Annotated in this window: 16 protein-coding genes; 6 read left to right on the top strand and 10 right to left on the bottom strand. The window is 44.8% G+C overall.

Annotated features, from left to right (window positions below; all coding sequences use genetic code 11):
• Nucleotides 1–94 precede the first annotated feature (94 nt).
• The 3 genes from UFB30_RS01855 to UFB30_RS01845 all read left to right on the top strand — a co-directional run bounded on the left by UFB30_RS01855 (nucleotide 95) and on the right by UFB30_RS01845 (nucleotide 3,304).
• Nucleotides 95–1,834 (top strand): carbon starvation CstA family protein, encoded by a 1,740-nt coding sequence (locus tag UFB30_RS01855; protein ID WP_322419969.1) that lies wholly within the window; start codon nucleotides 95–97, stop codon nucleotides 1,832–1,834.
• 123 nt (nucleotides 1,835–1,957) lie between these two features.
• Nucleotides 1,958–2,353, top strand: coding sequence for a cory-CC-star protein (locus tag UFB30_RS01850; protein ID WP_494337693.1), 396 nt, complete (start codon nucleotides 1,958–1,960; stop codon nucleotides 2,351–2,353).
• Between the two features lie 15 nt (nucleotides 2,354–2,368).
• Nucleotides 2,369–3,304, top strand: a complete 936-nt coding sequence (locus UFB30_RS01845) for an ArsA family ATPase (protein ID WP_322419968.1) — start codon at nucleotides 2,369–2,371, stop codon at nucleotides 3,302–3,304.
• 493 nt (nucleotides 3,305–3,797) lie between these two features.
• Here the strand turns inward: UFB30_RS01845 and UFB30_RS01840 are convergent, their stop codons facing one another.
• The 5 genes from UFB30_RS01840 to UFB30_RS01820 all read right to left on the bottom strand — a co-directional run bounded on the left by UFB30_RS01840 (nucleotide 3,798) and on the right by UFB30_RS01820 (nucleotide 8,295).
• A complete protein-coding gene (locus tag UFB30_RS01840; protein WP_322419967.1) occupies nucleotides 3,798–4,991 on the bottom strand; it encodes an NRAMP family divalent metal transporter in 1,194 nt (397 codons plus the stop codon).
• A 91-nt stretch (nucleotides 4,992–5,082) separates the two neighbouring features.
• Nucleotides 5,083–5,841, bottom strand: a complete 759-nt coding sequence (locus tag UFB30_RS01835) for a 5-oxoprolinase subunit PxpA (RefSeq protein WP_322419966.1) — start codon at nucleotides 5,839–5,841, stop codon at nucleotides 5,083–5,085.
• The gene (locus tag UFB30_RS01830; RefSeq protein WP_322419965.1) at nucleotides 5,834–6,826 is read right to left on the bottom strand and encodes a 5-oxoprolinase subunit C family protein; all 993 of its coding nucleotides are present in this window, start codon (nucleotides 6,824–6,826) and stop codon (nucleotides 5,834–5,836) included. Before UFB30_RS01830 ends, UFB30_RS01835 begins: the two co-directional genes overlap by 8 nt.
• The gene (pxpB, locus tag UFB30_RS01825) at nucleotides 6,823–7,515 is read right to left on the bottom strand and encodes a 5-oxoprolinase subunit PxpB (protein WP_322419964.1); all 693 of its coding nucleotides are present in this window, start codon (nucleotides 7,513–7,515) and stop codon (nucleotides 6,823–6,825) included. The genes UFB30_RS01830 and pxpB overlap by 4 nt, the downstream gene beginning before the upstream one ends.
• A 216-nt stretch (nucleotides 7,516–7,731) precedes the next feature.
• On the bottom strand, nucleotides 7,732–8,295 hold the full coding sequence (locus UFB30_RS01820) for a VanZ family protein (protein WP_322419963.1): 564 nt from the start codon (nucleotides 8,293–8,295) through the stop codon (nucleotides 7,732–7,734).
• 141 nt (nucleotides 8,296–8,436) lie between these two features.
• Here UFB30_RS01820 and UFB30_RS01815 point away from each other — a divergent pair, with 141 nt between their 5' ends.
• Complete coding sequence (locus UFB30_RS01815; protein ID WP_322419962.1) at nucleotides 8,437–8,628, top strand: hypothetical protein; 192 nt, start codon at nucleotides 8,437–8,439, stop codon at nucleotides 8,626–8,628.
• Between the two features lie 602 nt (nucleotides 8,629–9,230).
• On the opposite strand, the gene UFB30_RS01810 is transcribed toward UFB30_RS01815, so the two are convergent.
• The 4 genes from UFB30_RS01810 to UFB30_RS01795 all read right to left on the bottom strand — a co-directional run bounded on the left by UFB30_RS01810 (nucleotide 9,231) and on the right by UFB30_RS01795 (nucleotide 12,908).
• On the bottom strand, nucleotides 9,231–10,007 hold the full coding sequence (locus UFB30_RS01810) for a 3-hydroxybutyrate dehydrogenase (RefSeq protein WP_322419961.1): 777 nt from the start codon (nucleotides 10,005–10,007) through the stop codon (nucleotides 9,231–9,233).
• A gap of 18 nt (nucleotides 10,008–10,025) precedes the next feature.
• A complete protein-coding gene (locus tag UFB30_RS01805; RefSeq protein ID WP_322419960.1) occupies nucleotides 10,026–11,345 on the bottom strand; it encodes a GntP family permease in 1,320 nt (439 codons plus the stop codon).
• 189 nt (nucleotides 11,346–11,534) lie between these two features.
• On the bottom strand, nucleotides 11,535–12,209 hold the full coding sequence (locus tag UFB30_RS01800) for a 3-oxoacid CoA-transferase subunit B (protein WP_322419959.1): 675 nt from the start codon (nucleotides 12,207–12,209) through the stop codon (nucleotides 11,535–11,537).
• Nucleotides 12,210–12,221: 12 nt separating this feature from the next.
• Nucleotides 12,222–12,908 (bottom strand): CoA transferase subunit A, encoded by a 687-nt coding sequence (locus UFB30_RS01795; protein WP_322419958.1) that lies wholly within the window; start codon nucleotides 12,906–12,908, stop codon nucleotides 12,222–12,224.
• Nucleotides 12,909–13,078: 170 nt separating this feature from the next.
• Here UFB30_RS01795 and UFB30_RS01790 point away from each other — a divergent pair, with 170 nt between their 5' ends.
• Nucleotides 13,079–13,963 carry a LysR family transcriptional regulator gene (locus UFB30_RS01790; protein WP_322419957.1) on the top strand — a complete coding sequence of 295 codons (885 nt, stop codon included), beginning with the start codon at nucleotides 13,079–13,081 and terminating at the stop codon, nucleotides 13,961–13,963.
• A gap of 273 nt (nucleotides 13,964–14,236) precedes the next feature.
• Here UFB30_RS01790 and UFB30_RS01785 read toward each other — a convergent pair whose 3' ends face one another.
• Entirely contained in the window at nucleotides 14,237–14,440 is a 204-nt protein-coding gene (locus UFB30_RS01785) for a hypothetical protein (protein ID WP_322419956.1), read from the bottom strand.
• Nucleotides 14,441–14,654: 214 nt separating this feature from the next.
• On the opposite strand from UFB30_RS01785, the gene pulA reads away from it, so the two are divergent.
• Nucleotides 14,655–17,519 (top strand): type I pullulanase, encoded by a 2,865-nt coding sequence (gene pulA / locus UFB30_RS01780; protein WP_435390790.1) that lies wholly within the window; start codon nucleotides 14,655–14,657, stop codon nucleotides 17,517–17,519.
• Nucleotides 17,520–17,636 lie beyond the last annotated feature (117 nt).

Genomic DNA, 17,636 nt, shown 5'->3' with positions numbered 1-17,636 from the left:
TATTTACACAATCCCCTATTATTGAACATGACATTGAAAGTGCTTACATACTATATATAACAATGTCAGATTACATAATAAGGAGGAAAACTGAATGAATGCAATTGCGTTAGCGGCGATCGGGCTGTTTATATTTGTGCTGGGCTACAGGTTTTATTCGAAATTTGTTGCCGAGAAAATTTACAGACTTGATCCGAATTATGTGACACCTGCACACCGCTACAAGGATGGCGTCGATTTTGTACCGACGAATAAGTTTGTCCTGTGGGGTCATCACTTTACGTCTGTAGCTGGTGCTGCACCGATTTTAGGACCTGCCATTGCCGTCTACTGGGGCTGGCTGCCTGCAGTCCTCTGGGTGGTATTTGGAACAGTATTTGCAGCAGGGGTTCATGACTTTGGTACACTTGTTGTTTCTGTCAGAAATAAAGGACAGTCAATGGGAACACTTGCAAATAAACTCGTTGGCCAGCGTGCAAAGATTTTGTTCTTATTCATTATTTTAATTCTTGTACTGATGGTTAACGCTGTATTTGCATGGGTGATTGCCAACCTGTTCATTACATTCCCTTCAAGCGTACTGCCTGTATTTATTCAGATCCCACTTGCGGTCTGGATCGGTCATGCAGTGTATAAGCGGAATGCAAAAATGCTTGTTCCTTCACTGGTGGCACTTGCGGTTATGTATCTTGTTGCAGTACTTGCAGCAGAATATCAGATCCTGCAGATTGACCTTGTCCGCTACATGGGCGGTGAAGACGGTGCCGGAATCTTCGGACTCGGTGCGATATCAAGTGCGTTCTTTATCTGGATTGTGGTCCTCATGATCTACGTCTATATCGCGTCTACACTTCCTGTATGGAAGCTTCTGCAGCCGCGTGACTTTATCAACTCTCATCAGCTTGTTGTTGGTCTTGGTATTCTGTATCTTGGTCTTTTATTTACAAACCCGAGCATTACAGCACCAATTACGAACCCTGATGCAAATGATGTATCCTGGTTCCCGCTTCTCTTTATTACAATTGCCTGTGGTGCGATTTCCGGTTTCCACGGACTTGTATCATCAGGTACATCATCAAAGCAGCTGAATAAGGAAACAGATGCACGTTTTGTTGGTTATGCAGGTGCTGTTGGTGAAGGTGTACTGGCATTGATTTCAATCATTGCAGTGATCACTCTTTTCCCGAACGCTGATGCATTTAAAGAGTCTTATAACAGCTTTGCGGCTGCAAGTGGCGGCGGCCTTGGCAACTTCGTACTTGGAGCGAGCCAGCTTGCAAACGGTCTTGGTATTCCGGCTGAAGTTGCCTCAACGATCGTATCTATTATCGTTGTCAGCTTTGCGGCAACTACACTTGATACATCTGTCCGTTTAATGCGCTACATTATCTCTGAGCTTGGTACAGAATATAAAGTGCCTGCCCTTGAAAAAACACACGTTGCTACGACAATCGCTGTTGTATCAAGTGCTGCACTTGTACTGATCCCTGAAGGTCCTAACGGCTTCGGTTCAGGCGGTTACCTGCTGTGGCCGCTGTTTGGTACATCCAATCAGCTGTTAGCCGGCATCAACCTCTTACTGATTTCGATCTGGCTGAAGAGACTCGGCAGAAACTATCTGATCACCCTGATTCCGATGGTCTTCCTGATGTTCATGACGCTTTACGCAATGATCAGCCAGGTATTTACTCAGTGGGCATGGTGGAATGAGCAATCCAGCACGCTGCTGTTTGTATTCGGCGCGCTGATCCTTGGATTCGCACTATGGATCTGTCTGACAGCCATCTCTACGCTCATGTCTAAAAATCAAACACCGCTTGATCCGAACGAATAAGCTGAAAGCAGGAAAGGGCGTTGGCTCTTTCCTGTTTTTAGTTTAAGCTTGGTGATATAAAAGGTGATCGAAAAACTTGTGAAGGTGATTGAAAAAACAGAGAATGTGACTCAAAAACTGTTTATGACTACTGAATTTTTAAATGTGATCGAAATGTTTGTGTATGTGATCGAAAAATTTCAAAAGGTGATTGAAAAACAAACGAAGCTGACCCAAAAACCATATCACCCACAATATTTAACCCAAAGGAGGTGCTCAACCATGCTCGACCATGTCAAAAAACTCATCGCCTACTACGAAGAAGTGCTGAGCATGCCCCACCGCCAGGAAATCGCACGTGAATTACGTAATGAAGATGACCTGTTTTTGCTTATGCTGTACTCTGAAATGATCGGCATTCCAAATCCGGTCTATTATTACACGCTTGAGCTATATCCTCATATGATCGAAAAATTTCATGACTGGCATCTGCGGATGGGAATGGAAAAATCTCCGCTCTCAGGTATCCGCTGCTGCTGATAAAGGAGTCATTTGATGAATATCTTAAAGAACAATATCTTATTTGTCGGTGGCAAAGGAGGCGTCGGAAAATCGACGTCTGCTGCTGCCATTGCATGGAAATCTGCGAAACAGGGCTACCGCACACTGCTTGTTTCCACTGACCCTGCCCATAATGTTGGTGATATTTTTGACCGGAAAATCGGTGGTAAAAACAAAGAAATTGCACCAAATTTGTTCGCGCTTGAAATTGATCCTGAAATTGAAACGGCGAACTATATTAAAGGCGTAAAAGCGAATATTAAAGGCGTTGTGCACGCCGGTATGATGGAAGAAGTTCACAGACAGCTTGATACGGCGAAGTCTTCACCCGGTGCTGATGAGGCTGCCCTGTTTGATAAATTGATTTCGATTGTCTTAGAGGAGCGAGAAAAGTTCGATAAAATCATTTTTGATACAGCACCAACTGGCCATACGATCCGCCTTTTAACGCTGCCTGAACTGATGGGCATCTGGATTGAGGGGCTGCTTGAGAAGCGCAGGAAAACAAATGAGAACTACGCTGCGCTTTTAAATGACGGAGAGCCTGTTGAAGACCCGATCTATGATGTACTCAGAACACGCCAGGACCGTTTCTCCAAGGCGAGAGAAATTCTGCTTGATTCTAAGGAAACAGGCTTTGTATTTGTCTTAAACCCTGAACGGCTGCCGATTCTTGAAACAGAGAAAGCACTTCAGCTGCTCGATCAGTATGATCTTCATGTCAAAACGCTGATTATCAATAAAGTACTGCCTGATGATGTTGACGGCACCTTTATGCAGGAGCGTAAAAAGCATGAGAAGCCGCACCTTGAAAGAATTAAAGATACTTTTAAAAAGCAGGAGCTCATTTATGTCCCGTTTTCTTCACAGGATATTGTGAATAAAGATCTGCTTGAATGGTTCAGCGTACAACTTGATCAAAAGAAGTGAGGAGTCCTTGGGTGGATTGCTACAACCTGAGCATAGATTGGGACAAGTTTAGCGGGGAAATCGACGAGTTCCCTGACGGATTGCTACAAGCTCAGCGAAGAAAGCGACATCTTCCCGGGTGGATCGCTACATCTTTCCGGGCGAATTGCTACAAGTTCAGCGGGGAAAGCAACAAACAGCTTCCGGCACTATAGGTTTGAAATGCCCCTGGGAAACTTTCTTTGGTTTCTTAAAAGCATGAAGAGTGTGTGGTGAAGCAACTCTGTGAGTGGATATTACAACAGGAACGCTTAATTACGACAGCTTTAGCGGGGAAATCGACGAGTTCCCTGACGGATTGCTACAAGCTCAGCAAAGAAAGCGACATCTTCCCGGGCGAATCGCGACAACTTCAGCGCAGATCGCTACCCTGTTGCCCTGAATACATTCAACAAACAGGCATGTTTCCATCACTCAAAAAACCAGGATGAACTCATCCTGGTTTTTTACTATTTTATGAAAATAGCTCAGGCAGCTGATTAATCATCGTATAACCGCCCAGATAAGCCATGACAACTACAATCAGGATCCCAAACCCTGTTAGCCACTTCGGATGACTGTAATCACCAACAATTTTCTTATTATGGGCTGCAAGCAATATCACACCAAGTGAAATTGGAAGAATCAGCCCATTTAACGCACCAGCAAGAATCAGCAATGTAACTGGTTGACCGATTGAAGTAAAGATCGCTGTAGAAGCCGTAATGAAACCGACAATCAGAAACTTCTCATACTTTGCTAAAACCGGGCTGAACGTCTTGATAAAGGAAACTGACGTATAAGCAGCCCCGATGACTGAACTGATTGCAGCTGACCACATCACAACACCGAAAATTTTATATCCAATGTTACCTGCTGCAAGCTGGAACACAGATGCAGGCGGGTTGTCCGGATTAATTTCAAGGCCCTGTGCCACGACGCCAAGTGTTGCAAGGAATAGAAAGATTCTGATGATCGAAGCGAGTCCGATCGCAGATACTGCACTTTTATTGACTTCAGGTATATTTTTCGTACCGCTCAGACCTGCATCAAGCAGTCTGTGTCCCCCTGCAAATGTAATGTATCCGCCGACTGTACCGCCGACCAGTGTAACAATTGCCAGAAAGTCTACAGTTTCAGGAACAAATGAGCGCGTAATCGCTTCTCCAATTGGCGGCTGCGATTGGAACATCACAAATACAGTGAGTCCAATCATGAGGAAACCAAGCACCTGGATAAAGCGGTCCATGATACGCGCGGCTTCCCGCACAAGGAAGATCCCGATCGCGATCAGTCCACTGAACAGGGCACCCATTTCAGGAGAAACGCCGAAAAGTACGTTGGTCCCAAGCCCCGCTCCCCCGATGTTTCCGATGTTAAACGCAAGCCCGCCGAGTACAACAAGTCCGGCCAGCACAACACCAAGCCCCGGGAGCACTTCATTGGCGATTTCCTGCGCGCGTTTACCGGAAACTGTGATGATACGCCAGATATTCATCTGTACACCAATATCAATAATAATAGAGATCAAGATCACAAACCCAAAACTTGCTGCAAGTGTCTGTGTGAATGTAGTTGTTTGAGTTAAAAACCCTGGTCCGACGGCAGATGTCGCCATCAGAAATGCAGCACCGAGCAGGATACTGCGGTTAGATTCCGGTTTTTTCATAGTTGTCATTCCTTTCCTGTTCGTCTATAAAGCTCCTGATGCCTTTAGCCGGCATATCCTGCTGACTAAAGGCATCATGGGCTTAAACCATTTATTTTAAGCTTTGCATACTGATATTTTCTTCTCGTAACCGCTGATTAATCTTTTCCGCAAATGCAAGTGCATGGGCGCCATCACCGTGAATACAGACAGTGTCTGCCTCAATACTGATATTTTTGTCATCCACACCACGTACAATGCCTTCTTTTACCATCCGCACCACCTGGTTGACAGCCTGTTCATCATCCTCAATGAGTGCGTTGCTTTGTGATCTTGGCGTTAAGGAACCGTCCGGCTGATATGTTCTGTCAGCAAATACTTCTGAAGCCGTCTTCAGTCCGATTTGCTTTCCGGCACGGACCAGCTCCCCGCCCGATAACCCAAATAAGATCAGCCCCGGATCCAGGTCATATACCGCTTTAGCGATTGCATGGGCAAGTTTTGCGTCTTTTGCAGCTGCATTATAGAGTGCACCATGCGGCTTTACATGCTGAAGCGTTCCTCCCTGCGCTTTCACAAAGCCGTAGAGTGCACCAATCTGATACAGCGTCAAGTCGTATGCTTCTTCTTCTGATACGTTCATGTTACGCCTGCCAAAGCCGCCAAGGTCCGGGAATCCCGGATGCGCACCAATCGCTGTTCCGCTTTTAAGCGCCAGCTCTACCGTTTTTCTCATGACTGAGGGATCCCCGGCATGATAGCCGCATGCAATATTTGCAGAAGTGATATATTTTAGGACTTCAGCATCATTTCCCATTTTATAAGCGCCAAAGCTCTCCCCCATATCACAGTTCAGATCGATCTTAACCATCTAATCCCTCCAGTTTGATATTGATCATCTGTTTTAATTCCTGCCATTCTTTTTCACGCTGTTTAAATAGATTTTGAGCATCCTGAATTGAGATTTCCTCAAATCGGATTGCTTCACCAGGTTTTTTCTGAATCAGTGCAGGTAAGTCTACAGAAGCAATCTGCCCGATTTTTGGGTACCCGCCAAGTGTCTGCCTGTCTGCGAGTAAAATAATCGGCTGTCCATCTGCAGGCACCTGTATCGTTCCGAATGCCACTCCTTCTGACAGCATGTCCCCATTCAGCCCGCATTCAAGATTGTCACCATCTAACCTGAAGCCCATCCGGTCAGATTGTTTGGAGATTTTGTAATCCTGTTCAAAGAAACAGTTTCTGCTTTCTTCTGTAAAATCATGATATTGTTTACCGGGAATCACTCTCATCACTGAGCGGTCATAAACATTATGGGTATAAGCATTGGAAACAGACCATTTCACAGGATGATTGATTACGCTCTTAAAAATTCTCTCTGATTGGCTGCTGCGCTCTCCAGACTGAATGATATCCTCTTTTTCGAGGCTGCGTCCTTTAAAGCCCCCGATGTTAGCCCTCAGATATGTAGATTTACTGCCAAGCACCTTTGGTATGTCAAAGCCTCCTCCGACTGCAATAACACCTCTGCAGCCCACTTTGGAAAACTTCATATGCAGGGTGCTGCCCTTTTTCACTGCTACCGGACGCCATAAAGGTGCCGGCTGATCATCGATCGTGGCTGAGAAATCCGCTCCACAAATGGCAATCAGCTGGTCTTCCAGAAATTCAATGGTTGGACCCGTTAAGGTGATTTCAAGTCCCGCCTCATCTTCCGGGTTACCGACAAGCATGTTCGCAATACGTAAAGAGAATGTATCCATGACGCCTGAAATAATTATGCCGGACTCCTGATGTCCACGGCGGCCATTATCCTGAATTGAAGACAGCAGCCCTGGCTCTACTACTTTAATCATCGCTGCCACTCCTCAAATTCTTTTTCTGTAATAGCATAAAATTCGATTCTGTCCCCTGCTTTTAAAAGGAACGATTCATCTCTGTTTAAATCAAACAGCTTTTCAGGTGTTCTGCCGATGATCTGCCATCCTCCCGGCGTTTCAATGGAGTATACGCCTGTCTGCTTGCCTGCAATCCCCACAGACCCTGCTGGAATCGCTGTTCTCGGATTATTTTTACGCGGAGCTGCAATGGCTGGATCAAGCCCGCCTATATAAGGAAAACCTGGTGCAAAGCCCAGCATATAAACGGTATAATCACCGTTTTGATGACGTTTGATCACTTCTTCAGCTGAGATGCCTGCATGCTCAGCGACTTCTTCAAGATCAGGACCTAGCTCGCCGCCATAACAGACCGGTATTTTTACCGTACGCTGTTTGAAACTATTACTTGTTTCCAGCGCATTTGCTTTTCCTTTGAGAAAAGATACAACGTATTCATAAGGATCTTTTTCCTGGACCAGCTGCGTCAGATCATAATGTACAGCCAGGGATGCATAGCCTGGGACTGCTTCATACAACCAGTCCGGCTGCTCTTTTTGAATCGCTTGTTTCAGGCATTGGACTTCTGCCAGCACTTCACTGCTCACTTCCTGCTTGAAGTGAATCAGTACCGCCTGATCGCCAAGCGGATGATATGTAACACCCATCAAACCCCTCCTTTACAATGAAGCTTTTTATCAATTCTTTTTTATCTGAACATTCAACCCTTAGGAAATAGATTATCGCAATGAGCGTTTGACTGCAATCCTTCTATTATATATAGGACTTGTTGAGGAGGTGTTTGAATGTATATAAAAAGCCTGGACAAAAGTTGTCTCAGGCTCTAAAACCGTTTCGCTACGCTTAAAGTTGCTTGATGAATATCATTTACCTGTCTTTCCTGACCTTCTATTTTTACCCTGTATGATCAATATGATTCTTACAAAAAGGTACACAAGTATTCCGCCGGCTGTATTCATAATCAGATCGTCTACGTTAAAGCCTCTCATCCATGCGATTCCAAGGTAGGACAGGACCAGTTGGGTCGTTTCAATCAGCAGGCTTGTGAAAAATAGAATCAACAGCGATTTGAAAAATCTTTTTTTGAATAGAGCCGCTAAGAAAAATCCATACGGCATAAACATAATGAAATTATAGAATGTTAAGCTTGCGTTTTGAAAGAATGATACACTCTGATGATTACGGTATGTTGCCCACTCATCTAAGAAATACAGCGGTTCAAGCTGGATTCTGAGCGGGGCATCAGGGTTCGGCGGATATGAGAGTGTTCCGAGTGTTACGTGAACCACTGCTGTGACGTAAATCCAAAACAGTACCACCATCAAGCGTTTTGCTGTTGAACGTTTTTTCTTTTTATTATCACGTGCTATTGCTATTAGTCCGATGACTGCAGCTATGACAGCCGCCGGCAGCGCAATCGAAATCATATGTTTCCCTCTTTCCATTCATCTAATCTTATCCTATTTGATTTACCCAAAAAAATAAATCAAAACATTTTTCAGAAAATACGAAACTTTTTCCTTATTTTAACGTCTAATACATATAAGTGTATTTTAGGAGGGAGATTGATGGCTCAGCTGGCAGGGAAATGGTCTATGTACATATTATTTCTTGCAGCAATTTTGATTAGTGTGATTTTAATTTTCGCTTTTTTGTTTCGGGGAGAGTTTATGGATCTGGTCATTGGCATTTTTCAATCTCCGGTTAGTGAAGATGATCAGGGACTGGCAGACCTGATAAAATTTTATGTTTATGCCTGAACAATAGAAAAGCCCTTGATGCCCCTCACCTGGTTGTGAAGAGTATCAAGGGCTTTTTTCCTCGTACATATTGGTAATCTTTTCCAGACATGATCGTGATTTCCTTCAATACAGAAAGTTATCCATCAATTTGAATTTTTATCACTCAAAATATAAAATGATTCACTCAATTTTATCTATAATTCCTTCGTTTGATTTAAATACGTGGTAATACCTTCAAACTGCTGAGGAATTTCATCACTCAGGTGCACAATTCGATCATTTTAATATGTTTTTCCTTCGTCCTTTCCATCTACCATTTGAACGAGCGCCTTGCGCTTTTCTATTTTGTCCAGCTCCAGCAGGCAGGTCCTCGAGTCATAAGCCACCTTGAGAAAATGGGAAGGTCGCCCATTTCTCTCAAGCCGTCTTATGCTTGTCGGACCTGAACGCCTGATTACGCTTTTCTATGTTGTCCAGCTCCGATTCGCAGTGGCTAGCACGTTTCCTTCTGCTCTGTCCGATAAGTCAACATCGGCTCACTTCGTTCGCCGTGTTTCCTTTATCTCCGGCGCATCAGTCCAACGTGTACGCCCCTAAACGCTCATCTGCGCTTTTCTATATTACTGTGCAGTATATCCGCCATCTAACGCCACCGCCTGGCCTGTAATCCCTCTCGCCTGGTCGCTCGCTAAGAACATCGTATAGTCCGCGATTTCCTGAACATCAAGCAGGCGTTTTTGCGGGACAAGCGGGTAGATCACTTCTTCGATGACCTTTTCCAGTGAAACGCCACGGTTTTGCGCAAGATCTTCAAGCTGGTTGCGCACAAGCGGTGTGTCAACGTAGCCTGGGCACATAGCGTTCACTGTGATGCCGTGCTCCGCTCCTTCAAGTGCCGCTACTTTTGTCAGACCGATCACACCGTGCTTGGCGCTGTTGTAGGCTGCTTTCCCTGCGAAGCCAACGAGCCCGTTAATGGATGCCATGTTAATAATGCGGCCCCCGCCCTGCTTTTTCATAATTGGAAATACATGCTTTGTTGCGATAAAAGGCGCTGTGAGCATGATTTTTGTCAGCAGCTCAAACTTTTCTGTAGGAAAGTCCTCAATGGCTGAAACATGTTGCATGCCTGCATTGTTAATCAGCACATCCAGTCTCCCGAAGTGCTCCACTGTCTGGTTAATCGTTTCTTTTATATGGTCTTCCTTTGTTACATCACACACCAGACCCAGGCTATCACACCCCTGATCCTTAAGCTCTTCTGCTGCTTTCATAACTGCTTCCTCATTGATATCTGTTAACACAATTTTAGCACCGGCTTTAGCAAAAGCGACTGCAATTTCATAGCCAATTCCGCTCGCTGCTCCGGTTATAAATACAACTTTGTCTTTGACCATCACGATCACCTCCAGCGATTAGATTCCTAAACCGATTGAGAACAATGCAATTGCAATCGCAAGTCCTATCAGCGGTACAATGACAGATACAACTGCAACAGGACCGTAAGCCTCTTTATGCGTTTCACCACAAATACCTCGGATTGTTGTGACAACATAGCCATTATGCGGCAGTGAATCCAGCGCCCCAGATGAAATCGCTACTGTACGGTGCAACGCTTCCTGATTCACACCTGCCTCGATATAGCCCGGTGCAAGTAATGGAAGTGCAATTGTCTGACCGCCTGATGCTGATCCTGTCATACCGGCAATGACACTGACTGCAACTGCACCGCCAATCAGCGGGCTGCCCGGGATACTAGCCATTGCATCAACTGCTGTTGTAAATGCAGGAACCGCTTTTGCCACTCCGCCGAATCCTACAACTGCTGCAGTGTTACCAATGGCAATTAACGCACCGATCGTTCCATCAGATAGCGCCTTACTGACATTTGAAAAATACTTTCTGTTTAATAAATATGTCGCAATGATCCCGCTCAATAACGCAATAATCAACGCTGATGTGCCAAGATCGTGGTGGAAAATATAACTGATGATTAGTACAACAACAAGCGGGATTAATCCCATAAATGGATTTGGCAATGCCCGGTCAACCATTGTCGGATCATCCTCACGCGCCTTAAAACGCTCTCCTTTATTTACAGCTTTATTGATCATCCGTTTCAGCCACCAGTAACCAAAGATCATCATGAATACAGCAACAAGTATGCTGACCTCCCAGCCTGCGTATTGGTTCGTATCCATATATTCCATCGGGATCCAGTTCTGAATCTCAGGTGAACCTGCAGATGTCATCGTAAACGTAACGGAACCAAACGCAAGCGCAGCCGGAATGAATCGTCTCGGCAGATCCGCTTCTTTAAATAAGCTAAGCGCCATCGGATAGACAGAGAACGCAACAACGAATAAGCTTACGCCTCCGTATGTAAGAATGGCACAGGCTGCGACAATCGCCAGCACTGCATATTTCAAACCAAGCTTACTGACAATCCATTTAGATACACTGTCAGCTGCTCCGCTATCCTCCATCACCTTCCCGAAAATTGCCCCAAGCAGGAACATCGGGAACCATGCCATGATGAATCCAGTAAACCCTCCCATATAGCTTGTTAAAAAGTTAATCTCCCCTTCAGCTACCATCTGTGGAAACAGTGGCAGACCACTCATGACCGCAACAAACAGTGCACATAAAGGTGCTGCTACCAACAGGTTCATACCCCTCATTGTGAACACAATCAGTAGCGTAAGACCGACGATCAATCCAATCATACTAAGCATTTTCCATCCCCCTTAATTCTGTGGCTCTGTAAAAGTTGGCTGTTGATTTCGGCTTCAGGGAGACTTCGCGGCCGGGCGCTGGGCCCGCAGGCTTCGCCTGGGCCTCACACGTCCCTTCTTGCAAGCCGCCCCCTGCAACGAGAATCAACAGCTGCGCAATAACAAATGCATCTTGATAAGTAAACTTTTCTAAAATGAACCCTCTTTAAATGACTCATGAAGTATCAGCGGCGCTTCTGTGCAGGATTTTACTTCTTCCGCCGTCCATCCTTCTGCTGTTTCGAGTAAAACCAGTCCATTGTCTGTTACATCTATGACTGCACGGTCTGTGATCAGGCGGTTGACGACGCCCTGACCAGTGAGTGGCAGTGTGCAGGATGTTAAGACTTTGGATTCCCCTGCACGGTTGACATGCTCCATGATCACAACTGTCTTTTTGGCTCCGTGAACAAGGTCCATTGCACCGCCCATGCCTTTAATCATCTTGCCCGGTATCATCCAGTTAGCCAGATCACCATTTTCAGCAACCTCCATGCCGCCGAGGATTGCGATATCAATATGACCGCCGCGGATCATGGCGAAGGATTCTGCACTGTCAAAGTACGAAGCACCCTTGATCGCTGTGACAGTCTCTTTCCCCGCATTGATCAGGTCCGCATCCAGTTCTGCTTCTGTCGGATAGGCACCGATTCCGAGCAGACCATTTTCAGACTGAAGAACAACCTGCTTGTTATCTGAAATATGATTCGCAATCAGTGTTGGCATCCCAATACCAAGATTGACGTAAAACCCATCCTGAATCTCTTTTTCTGCACGCTTTGCAATCTTTTCTCTTACTGCTTTTTTATCCAATTCCACTGCCATCATGACCCCTCCTTATCTCGTTGTTACACGCTCAATCCGTTTTTCCTGTTCACCCTGGATGATCCCCTGCACATAAATGCCGGGTGTATGTACCGCGTCCGGATCAATTTCACCAATCTCCACTACTTCTTCAACTTCCGCAACTGTGATACGGCCTGCCGCTGCGATCATCGGATTAAAGTTACGTGCCGTTTTGTTGTAAACGAGGTTCCCTGCTTTATCACCTTTCAGTGCTCTGATGAAACTGAAGTCTGCGGTCAATGCTCCTTCCAGGACATATTCCTTCCCGTTAAATGAGCGTACCTCTTTCCCTTCTGCAACTGGGGTTCCGACTCCCGCCGGCGTAAAAAAGGCTGGAATTCCTGCACCGCCTGCCCGGATTTTTTCAGCCAGTGTTCCCTGGGGTGTCAGTTCAACCTCCAGCTCCCCGGCAAGCACCTGTCTTTCAAACTCTTTATTCTCACCCACATATGAGCCAATCATCTTCTTAATCTGTTTATTTTTTAGTAATCTGCCAAGTCCCCAGTCATCAACACCACAGTTGTTTGAAATTACTGTCAGATCTTTTACACCTGATGCTTCAAGGGCAAGAATTAAATTCTCAGGGATTCCGACCAATCCGAATCCTCCCACCATAATGACAGCGCCGTCCTTTACGTCTTTCACTGCATCTTCAAAACGCTGATAAACCGTCTTCAACACAACCACCCCTTCTTGTAAACGCTTACTTTTTATTAAAAAAAGAAAACCACTTAAATTGTGGCAAAATTATGACTGTTTTACGTTTTTCAGTTTACCGCGATCTTTTTGATAGGTAAAATGAATAATAATTATAATAACCATAGATAAAAGTTATAGGAGAATGTAAAATGGAGATCAGGCAGCTGCAATACTTTATCGAAGTCGCACGGCAAAGAAGCTACACAAAGGCAGCACAGACGCTGCACGTGACGCAGCCGACATTAAGTAAAATGGTGAAAAACCTTGAGGACGAATTGGAAGTCACTTTGATTGATCGGTCTGCGAAAAGAATTTCATTAACTGATGCAGGTGAAGTTGTATTCGCACAGGCACAGAAAGTCGTGAACAGCATTGAGGATTTATCCATTTCCCTTTATGACACAATGAGTGTGAAAAAAGGACGGATTACGATCGGGCTTCCACCTGTTATCAGTACTCTTTTTTTCCCGCGTATCATCGCTGAATTTCAGCAGCAGTTCCCGGATGTGACGATTTCTCTTACAGAGGTCGGAGCGCAGCGGGTTGAGGAAAAAGTGCTCGAGGGTGAAGTTGATCTTGGCTTCGTGCTGCTGCCTGTTGATGAAAACAAGTTCGATTCTATTGAATTTGTCCATCAGGAGATCAAGCTCCTTGTCCATAAGTCTCACCCACTTGCTGAGCGGAATATGATTGATCTGATTGAGCTGAAAAACGATCCATTTTTACTGTTGAGTAAAGAATTCACGTTAAACAGCCGGACCATTGAAGTTTGTATCGAGGAAGGATTTACACCGCAAATTGCTTATGAAAGCTCTCAGTGGGATTTTATTGTGGGCATGGTATCAAAAAATCTGGGAGTTACATTAATGCCTGAACAGATCGGCCGGCGTGTAGCGGACCCGGATGTCCGAATGGTGAATCTGTCTAAGCCTTTCCCCTGGGTGCTTGGGATTATTTCAGCCAAAAATCGCTATATGCCATATGCGACAAAGGAATTTATTAAAACGGTACGGGGACTTCATGAGGGGTGGTAGCTGTGAAAGTGGTTGGTTACAAGTCTGGGTATGGGCGAGGGAGAAGGACTTCCTTCATTTCAGAAAGTATCGCATCAGATTGGAAATTTATGCTTCAATATGGAAAATGATTCACTCAATTTTAAATATAATTCCTTCATTTGATTCAAAAACGCGGTAATACCTTCAAGCTGCGGAGGAATTCCATCATTCCTGTGCACAATTACATCATTTCAGCACACTATTCCTTAAACAAACAAAAACGCCTTCTCCTACACCAAGAAACCGGACCCCCTATGATCCGGTTTCTCTCTCCTCTAAATATTTCTCATACGCCTCAGCCACCCGGTCTTTAGCAGGCTTCTCTTCAAGCGGTTTTGCCAGCTGGATTGTGAACAGCAGTGCAAAAGCAATCACACCACCAACAATCGGACCCGCAATCATAAAGATCGCAGTTGCAATTAAGAGTCCTGACAGAAAATATCCAATCACTTTCATCCATCCCAACCTCCTATGTAAATATTCCTGTTTTCAGATCATTCAGAACACATAGTCACGATTTGTTCACTAGTCCATTGGATTCGTTTTGTGCAACTTTTGTGCAAACGCTTTCAATCATACGATACTCACCTTATAATCCTAACCATACCAAACTTTAGGAGGAATGTAAGTGAATCGTAAAAAGTTTTTAGCAGGCTGGTTATCATTCTTAATGATCGTTTCTTTATTGCCGGTTGTGCAACCGTTTGCCCCAAACACTGCACAGGCAGAAAACAATACATATTCAACACTGATTGTTCATTATGAGGAAGCCCCTGACTCAACTCAGGACTGGAATCTCTGGGTATGGCCTGAAGGCGGCGATGGTCAGGTTCATGAATTTACAGGCGAAGATGATTTTGGAAAGATCGCCACTGTGGATCTTGAAGGTTCGCATGACCGAATCGGTTTTATTGTCAGAACTGACGCTTGGGAAAAGGACGGTGGTGACCGCTGGGCTGAGTCTGAAGCCGGCGTTGCTGAGGTCTGGATCAAATCCGGTGATGACACAGTTTACACTTCCCCGCCGGACGGTGAATATCGTGAGTTCCCTGAATTCAATGAAGTTGACGTAACACTTCACTACTACCGTTTTGACGGCAATTATGAGGGCTGGAACCTGTGGGCGTGGCCTGACAACGGTGATGGTCAGGAAATCCAGTTTACAGGTGAGGATGACTTTGGATTAACTGCAAACTTCACGGTTTCAAGTGATGAATTGTTTAATAAAGTCGGCTTTATCGTAAAGAAAACGGAAGGTGATAATGCCTGGGCTGACCAGGAATTTGGCGACCGCTATATTACGAAACTTAATGAAGACGGTACAGCTGAGGTCTGGATCGTTCAAAGTGATAAAGGGATTTATTATGATTCCAAATATATTGATTCAACACCGCGTATTGTGAGCGCTACGATCGATGAAGTAAATGAAATTACATTAACGACGAATCTGCCGATTAATACTGCTGCTGAAGATCCGGGCATTACGTTAACTGGATTGACGATTGCAGATATCCGTCCTTTTGAAGGCTCAGATCCTGTGACGAACAAAGTGACGATCGAAACAGTAGAAGATATTGATCTGACACAGACGTATACGATTGAAACGGACTTTTTCGGTGACGCAACTGTTCAGGTTGGTAAAGTAATCCGTTCAGAATCATTTGATGAGATGTACTTTTATGATGGTGATGATTTAGGTAACACGTATACGGAGGAACAGACTGATTTCCGTCTGTGGGCACCGACTGCAAGCGAAGCACGACTTGTTCTTTATGATGCGTGGGATTCGACTGGAGGCGAAGAAATTGTTATGGATGCTGCTGAAAAAGGAACATGGACAGCATCCGTTGAAGGCGACCTTCACAATCAGCTTTATACGTATAAAGTAAAGATTGGTGACGAATGGCGAGAAGCAGTAGACCCTTACGTACGCTCCACTTCTGTAAATGGAGATAAAGGTGCAGTCCTTGACCTTGACCGCACGAACCCTGATGGCTGGGAAGCATTCTCTAAGGGTGAAAATCCTGAAGATGCGACGATCTATGAGCTGCATGTCAGAGACCTTTCCATTCAGCCTGAAAGCGGGATTGAAAACAAAGGGAAATACCTTGGCGTGACTGAAAAAGGAACAACAGGACCTGAAGGATATGCAACCGGACTTGACCACATTTTAAACCTTGGCGTGTCTCACGTTCAGTTCCTGCCAATCTATGATTATCGTACAGTTGATGAAACGAACCTTGATACACCACAATTCAACTGGGGGTATGATCCGAAAAACTATAATACACCTGAAGGTTCATACTCAACTGACCCTTATGATCCTGAAGTCAGAGTAGAAGAGTTAAAAGAAATGATTCACACGCTTCATGAAGAAGATCTGGGTGTCATTATGGATGTGGTATACAACCATATGTATGCTGTAAATGAATCGAATTTCCACCAGCTTGTACCGGGCTACTATTTCCGTTACAACGAGGATGGTTCCCTTGCAAATGGTACTGGCGTTGGAAATGATACAGCTTCTGAACGTAAAATGATGCAGAAATTTATCGTGGATTCCGTTTCATACTGGGCTGAAGAATACGACATGGACGGCTTCCGCTTCGATTTAATGGGTATTCATGACACAGATACAATGAACGAAGTGCGCGAAGCATTGGATGAGATTGATCCATCTATCATTGTTCTTGGAGAAGGCTGGGATCTGAATACGCCACTGGATGCAGAGCTGAAAGCAAATCAGAAAAATGCTGAAGATATGGAACGCGTTGCGCATTTCAATGATACGCTGCGCGACGGTGCAAAAGGAAGCGTTTGGGAGGATACAGACCCTGGCTTTATCAATGGTAAACAGGGAATGGAAGACATCATTCGCCAGAGTGTAGCCGGTGGAATTGCGTATGACGACAGCTTTGCCACTTACCGTGATCCTGATCAGGTTGTGCAATATGTTGAAGCACACGATAACCTGACACTGTGGGATAAGCTTGAGAAAACAAATCCTGATGCAACACCTGAGGAAATGAAGTCTATGCACAAGCTTGGTTCCTCAATCGTACTAACATCTCAGGGAATTTCATTTATCCATGCAGGACAGGAATTCATGCGTACAAAAGGTGGAGACCATAACAGCTACCAGTCACCTGACAGTGTGAACCAATTAGACTGGGAACGCCGTGCTGCATTTGATGAAGAAGTAGATTATATGGCAGGCTTAATTGACCTCCGTCAGAAATATGACGCATTCAGACTGACAAATGCAGATGCCATCAATGAACGCCTGACATTTGCTGACTCCCCTGCCAACACAATTGCTTATACACTGCAGGAGAAAAAGAACCGTCATCTGTTTGTTGTTCATAACGCAAATAGAGAAGCGGTGTCCGTTTCCCTTCCTGGTAAAGGACCGTGGAAAGTACTTGTGAACAGTGAAGAAGCAGGCACTGAAGTATTGTCTGTGGAAAAAGGTAAAAGTGTAGAGGTAGATGGATTAAGCAGTATGGTATTACTGAAGGATGGAAAAATGAAGTAAAAGTAACGCCCCTGACTCTGTTATAGAATCAGGGGTTCTTTATATGTTTGTCTTCCATTTCTTTGGGTATGTGAGGATAAAGCTATTTAGATTCTTTTAAAATATTTATCATTTTAT

The sequence above is a fragment of the Jeotgalibacillus haloalkalitolerans genome (genome assembly GCF_034427455.1).
GTDB lineage: Bacteria > Bacillota > Bacilli > Bacillales > Jeotgalibacillaceae > Jeotgalibacillus > Jeotgalibacillus haloalkalitolerans.
This window is presented reverse-complemented; position numbering and strand designations above follow the sequence as displayed.

Coding starts and splice junctions, on each gene's coding strand:
- UFB30_RS01810 (WP_322419961.1), bottom strand. CDS start 10,007: ATGGTCAAAGACAAAGTTGTATTTATAACCGGAGCAGCGAGCGGAATT.
- UFB30_RS01805 (WP_322419960.1), bottom strand. CDS start 11,345: ATGCTTAGTATGATTGGATTGATCGTCGGTCTTACGCTACTGATTGTG.
- UFB30_RS01800 (WP_322419959.1), bottom strand. CDS start 12,209: ATGGCAGTGGAATTGGATAAAAAAGCAGTAAGAGAAAAGATTGCAAAG.
- UFB30_RS01820 (WP_322419963.1), bottom strand. CDS start 8,295: ATGATTTCGATTGCGCTGCCGGCGGCTGTCATAGCTGCAGTCATCGGA.
- UFB30_RS01815 (WP_322419962.1), top strand. CDS start 8,437: ATGGCTCAGCTGGCAGGGAAATGGTCTATGTACATATTATTTCTTGCA.
- UFB30_RS01845 (WP_322419968.1), top strand. CDS start 2,369: ATGAATATCTTAAAGAACAATATCTTATTTGTCGGTGGCAAAGGAGGC.
- UFB30_RS01790 (WP_322419957.1), top strand. CDS start 13,079: ATGGAGATCAGGCAGCTGCAATACTTTATCGAAGTCGCACGGCAAAGA.
- UFB30_RS01855 (WP_322419969.1), top strand. CDS start 95: ATGAATGCAATTGCGTTAGCGGCGATCGGGCTGTTTATATTTGTGCTG.
- pulA (WP_435390790.1), top strand. CDS start 14,655: ATGATCGTTTCTTTATTGCCGGTTGTGCAACCGTTTGCCCCAAACACT.
- UFB30_RS01835 (WP_322419966.1), bottom strand. CDS start 5,841: ATGGTTAAGATCGATCTGAACTGTGATATGGGGGAGAGCTTTGGCGCT.
- UFB30_RS01830 (WP_322419965.1), bottom strand. CDS start 6,826: ATGATTAAAGTAGTAGAGCCAGGGCTGCTGTCTTCAATTCAGGATAAT.
- UFB30_RS01840 (WP_322419967.1), bottom strand. CDS start 4,991: ATGAAAAAACCGGAATCTAACCGCAGTATCCTGCTCGGTGCTGCATTT.
- pxpB (WP_322419964.1), bottom strand. CDS start 7,515: ATGGGTGTTACATATCATCCGCTTGGCGATCAGGCGGTACTGATTCAC.
- UFB30_RS01785 (WP_322419956.1), bottom strand. CDS start 14,440: ATGAAAGTGATTGGATATTTTCTGTCAGGACTCTTAATTGCAACTGCG.
- UFB30_RS01850 (WP_494337693.1), top strand. CDS start 1,958: ATGACTACTGAATTTTTAAATGTGATCGAAATGTTTGTGTATGTGATC.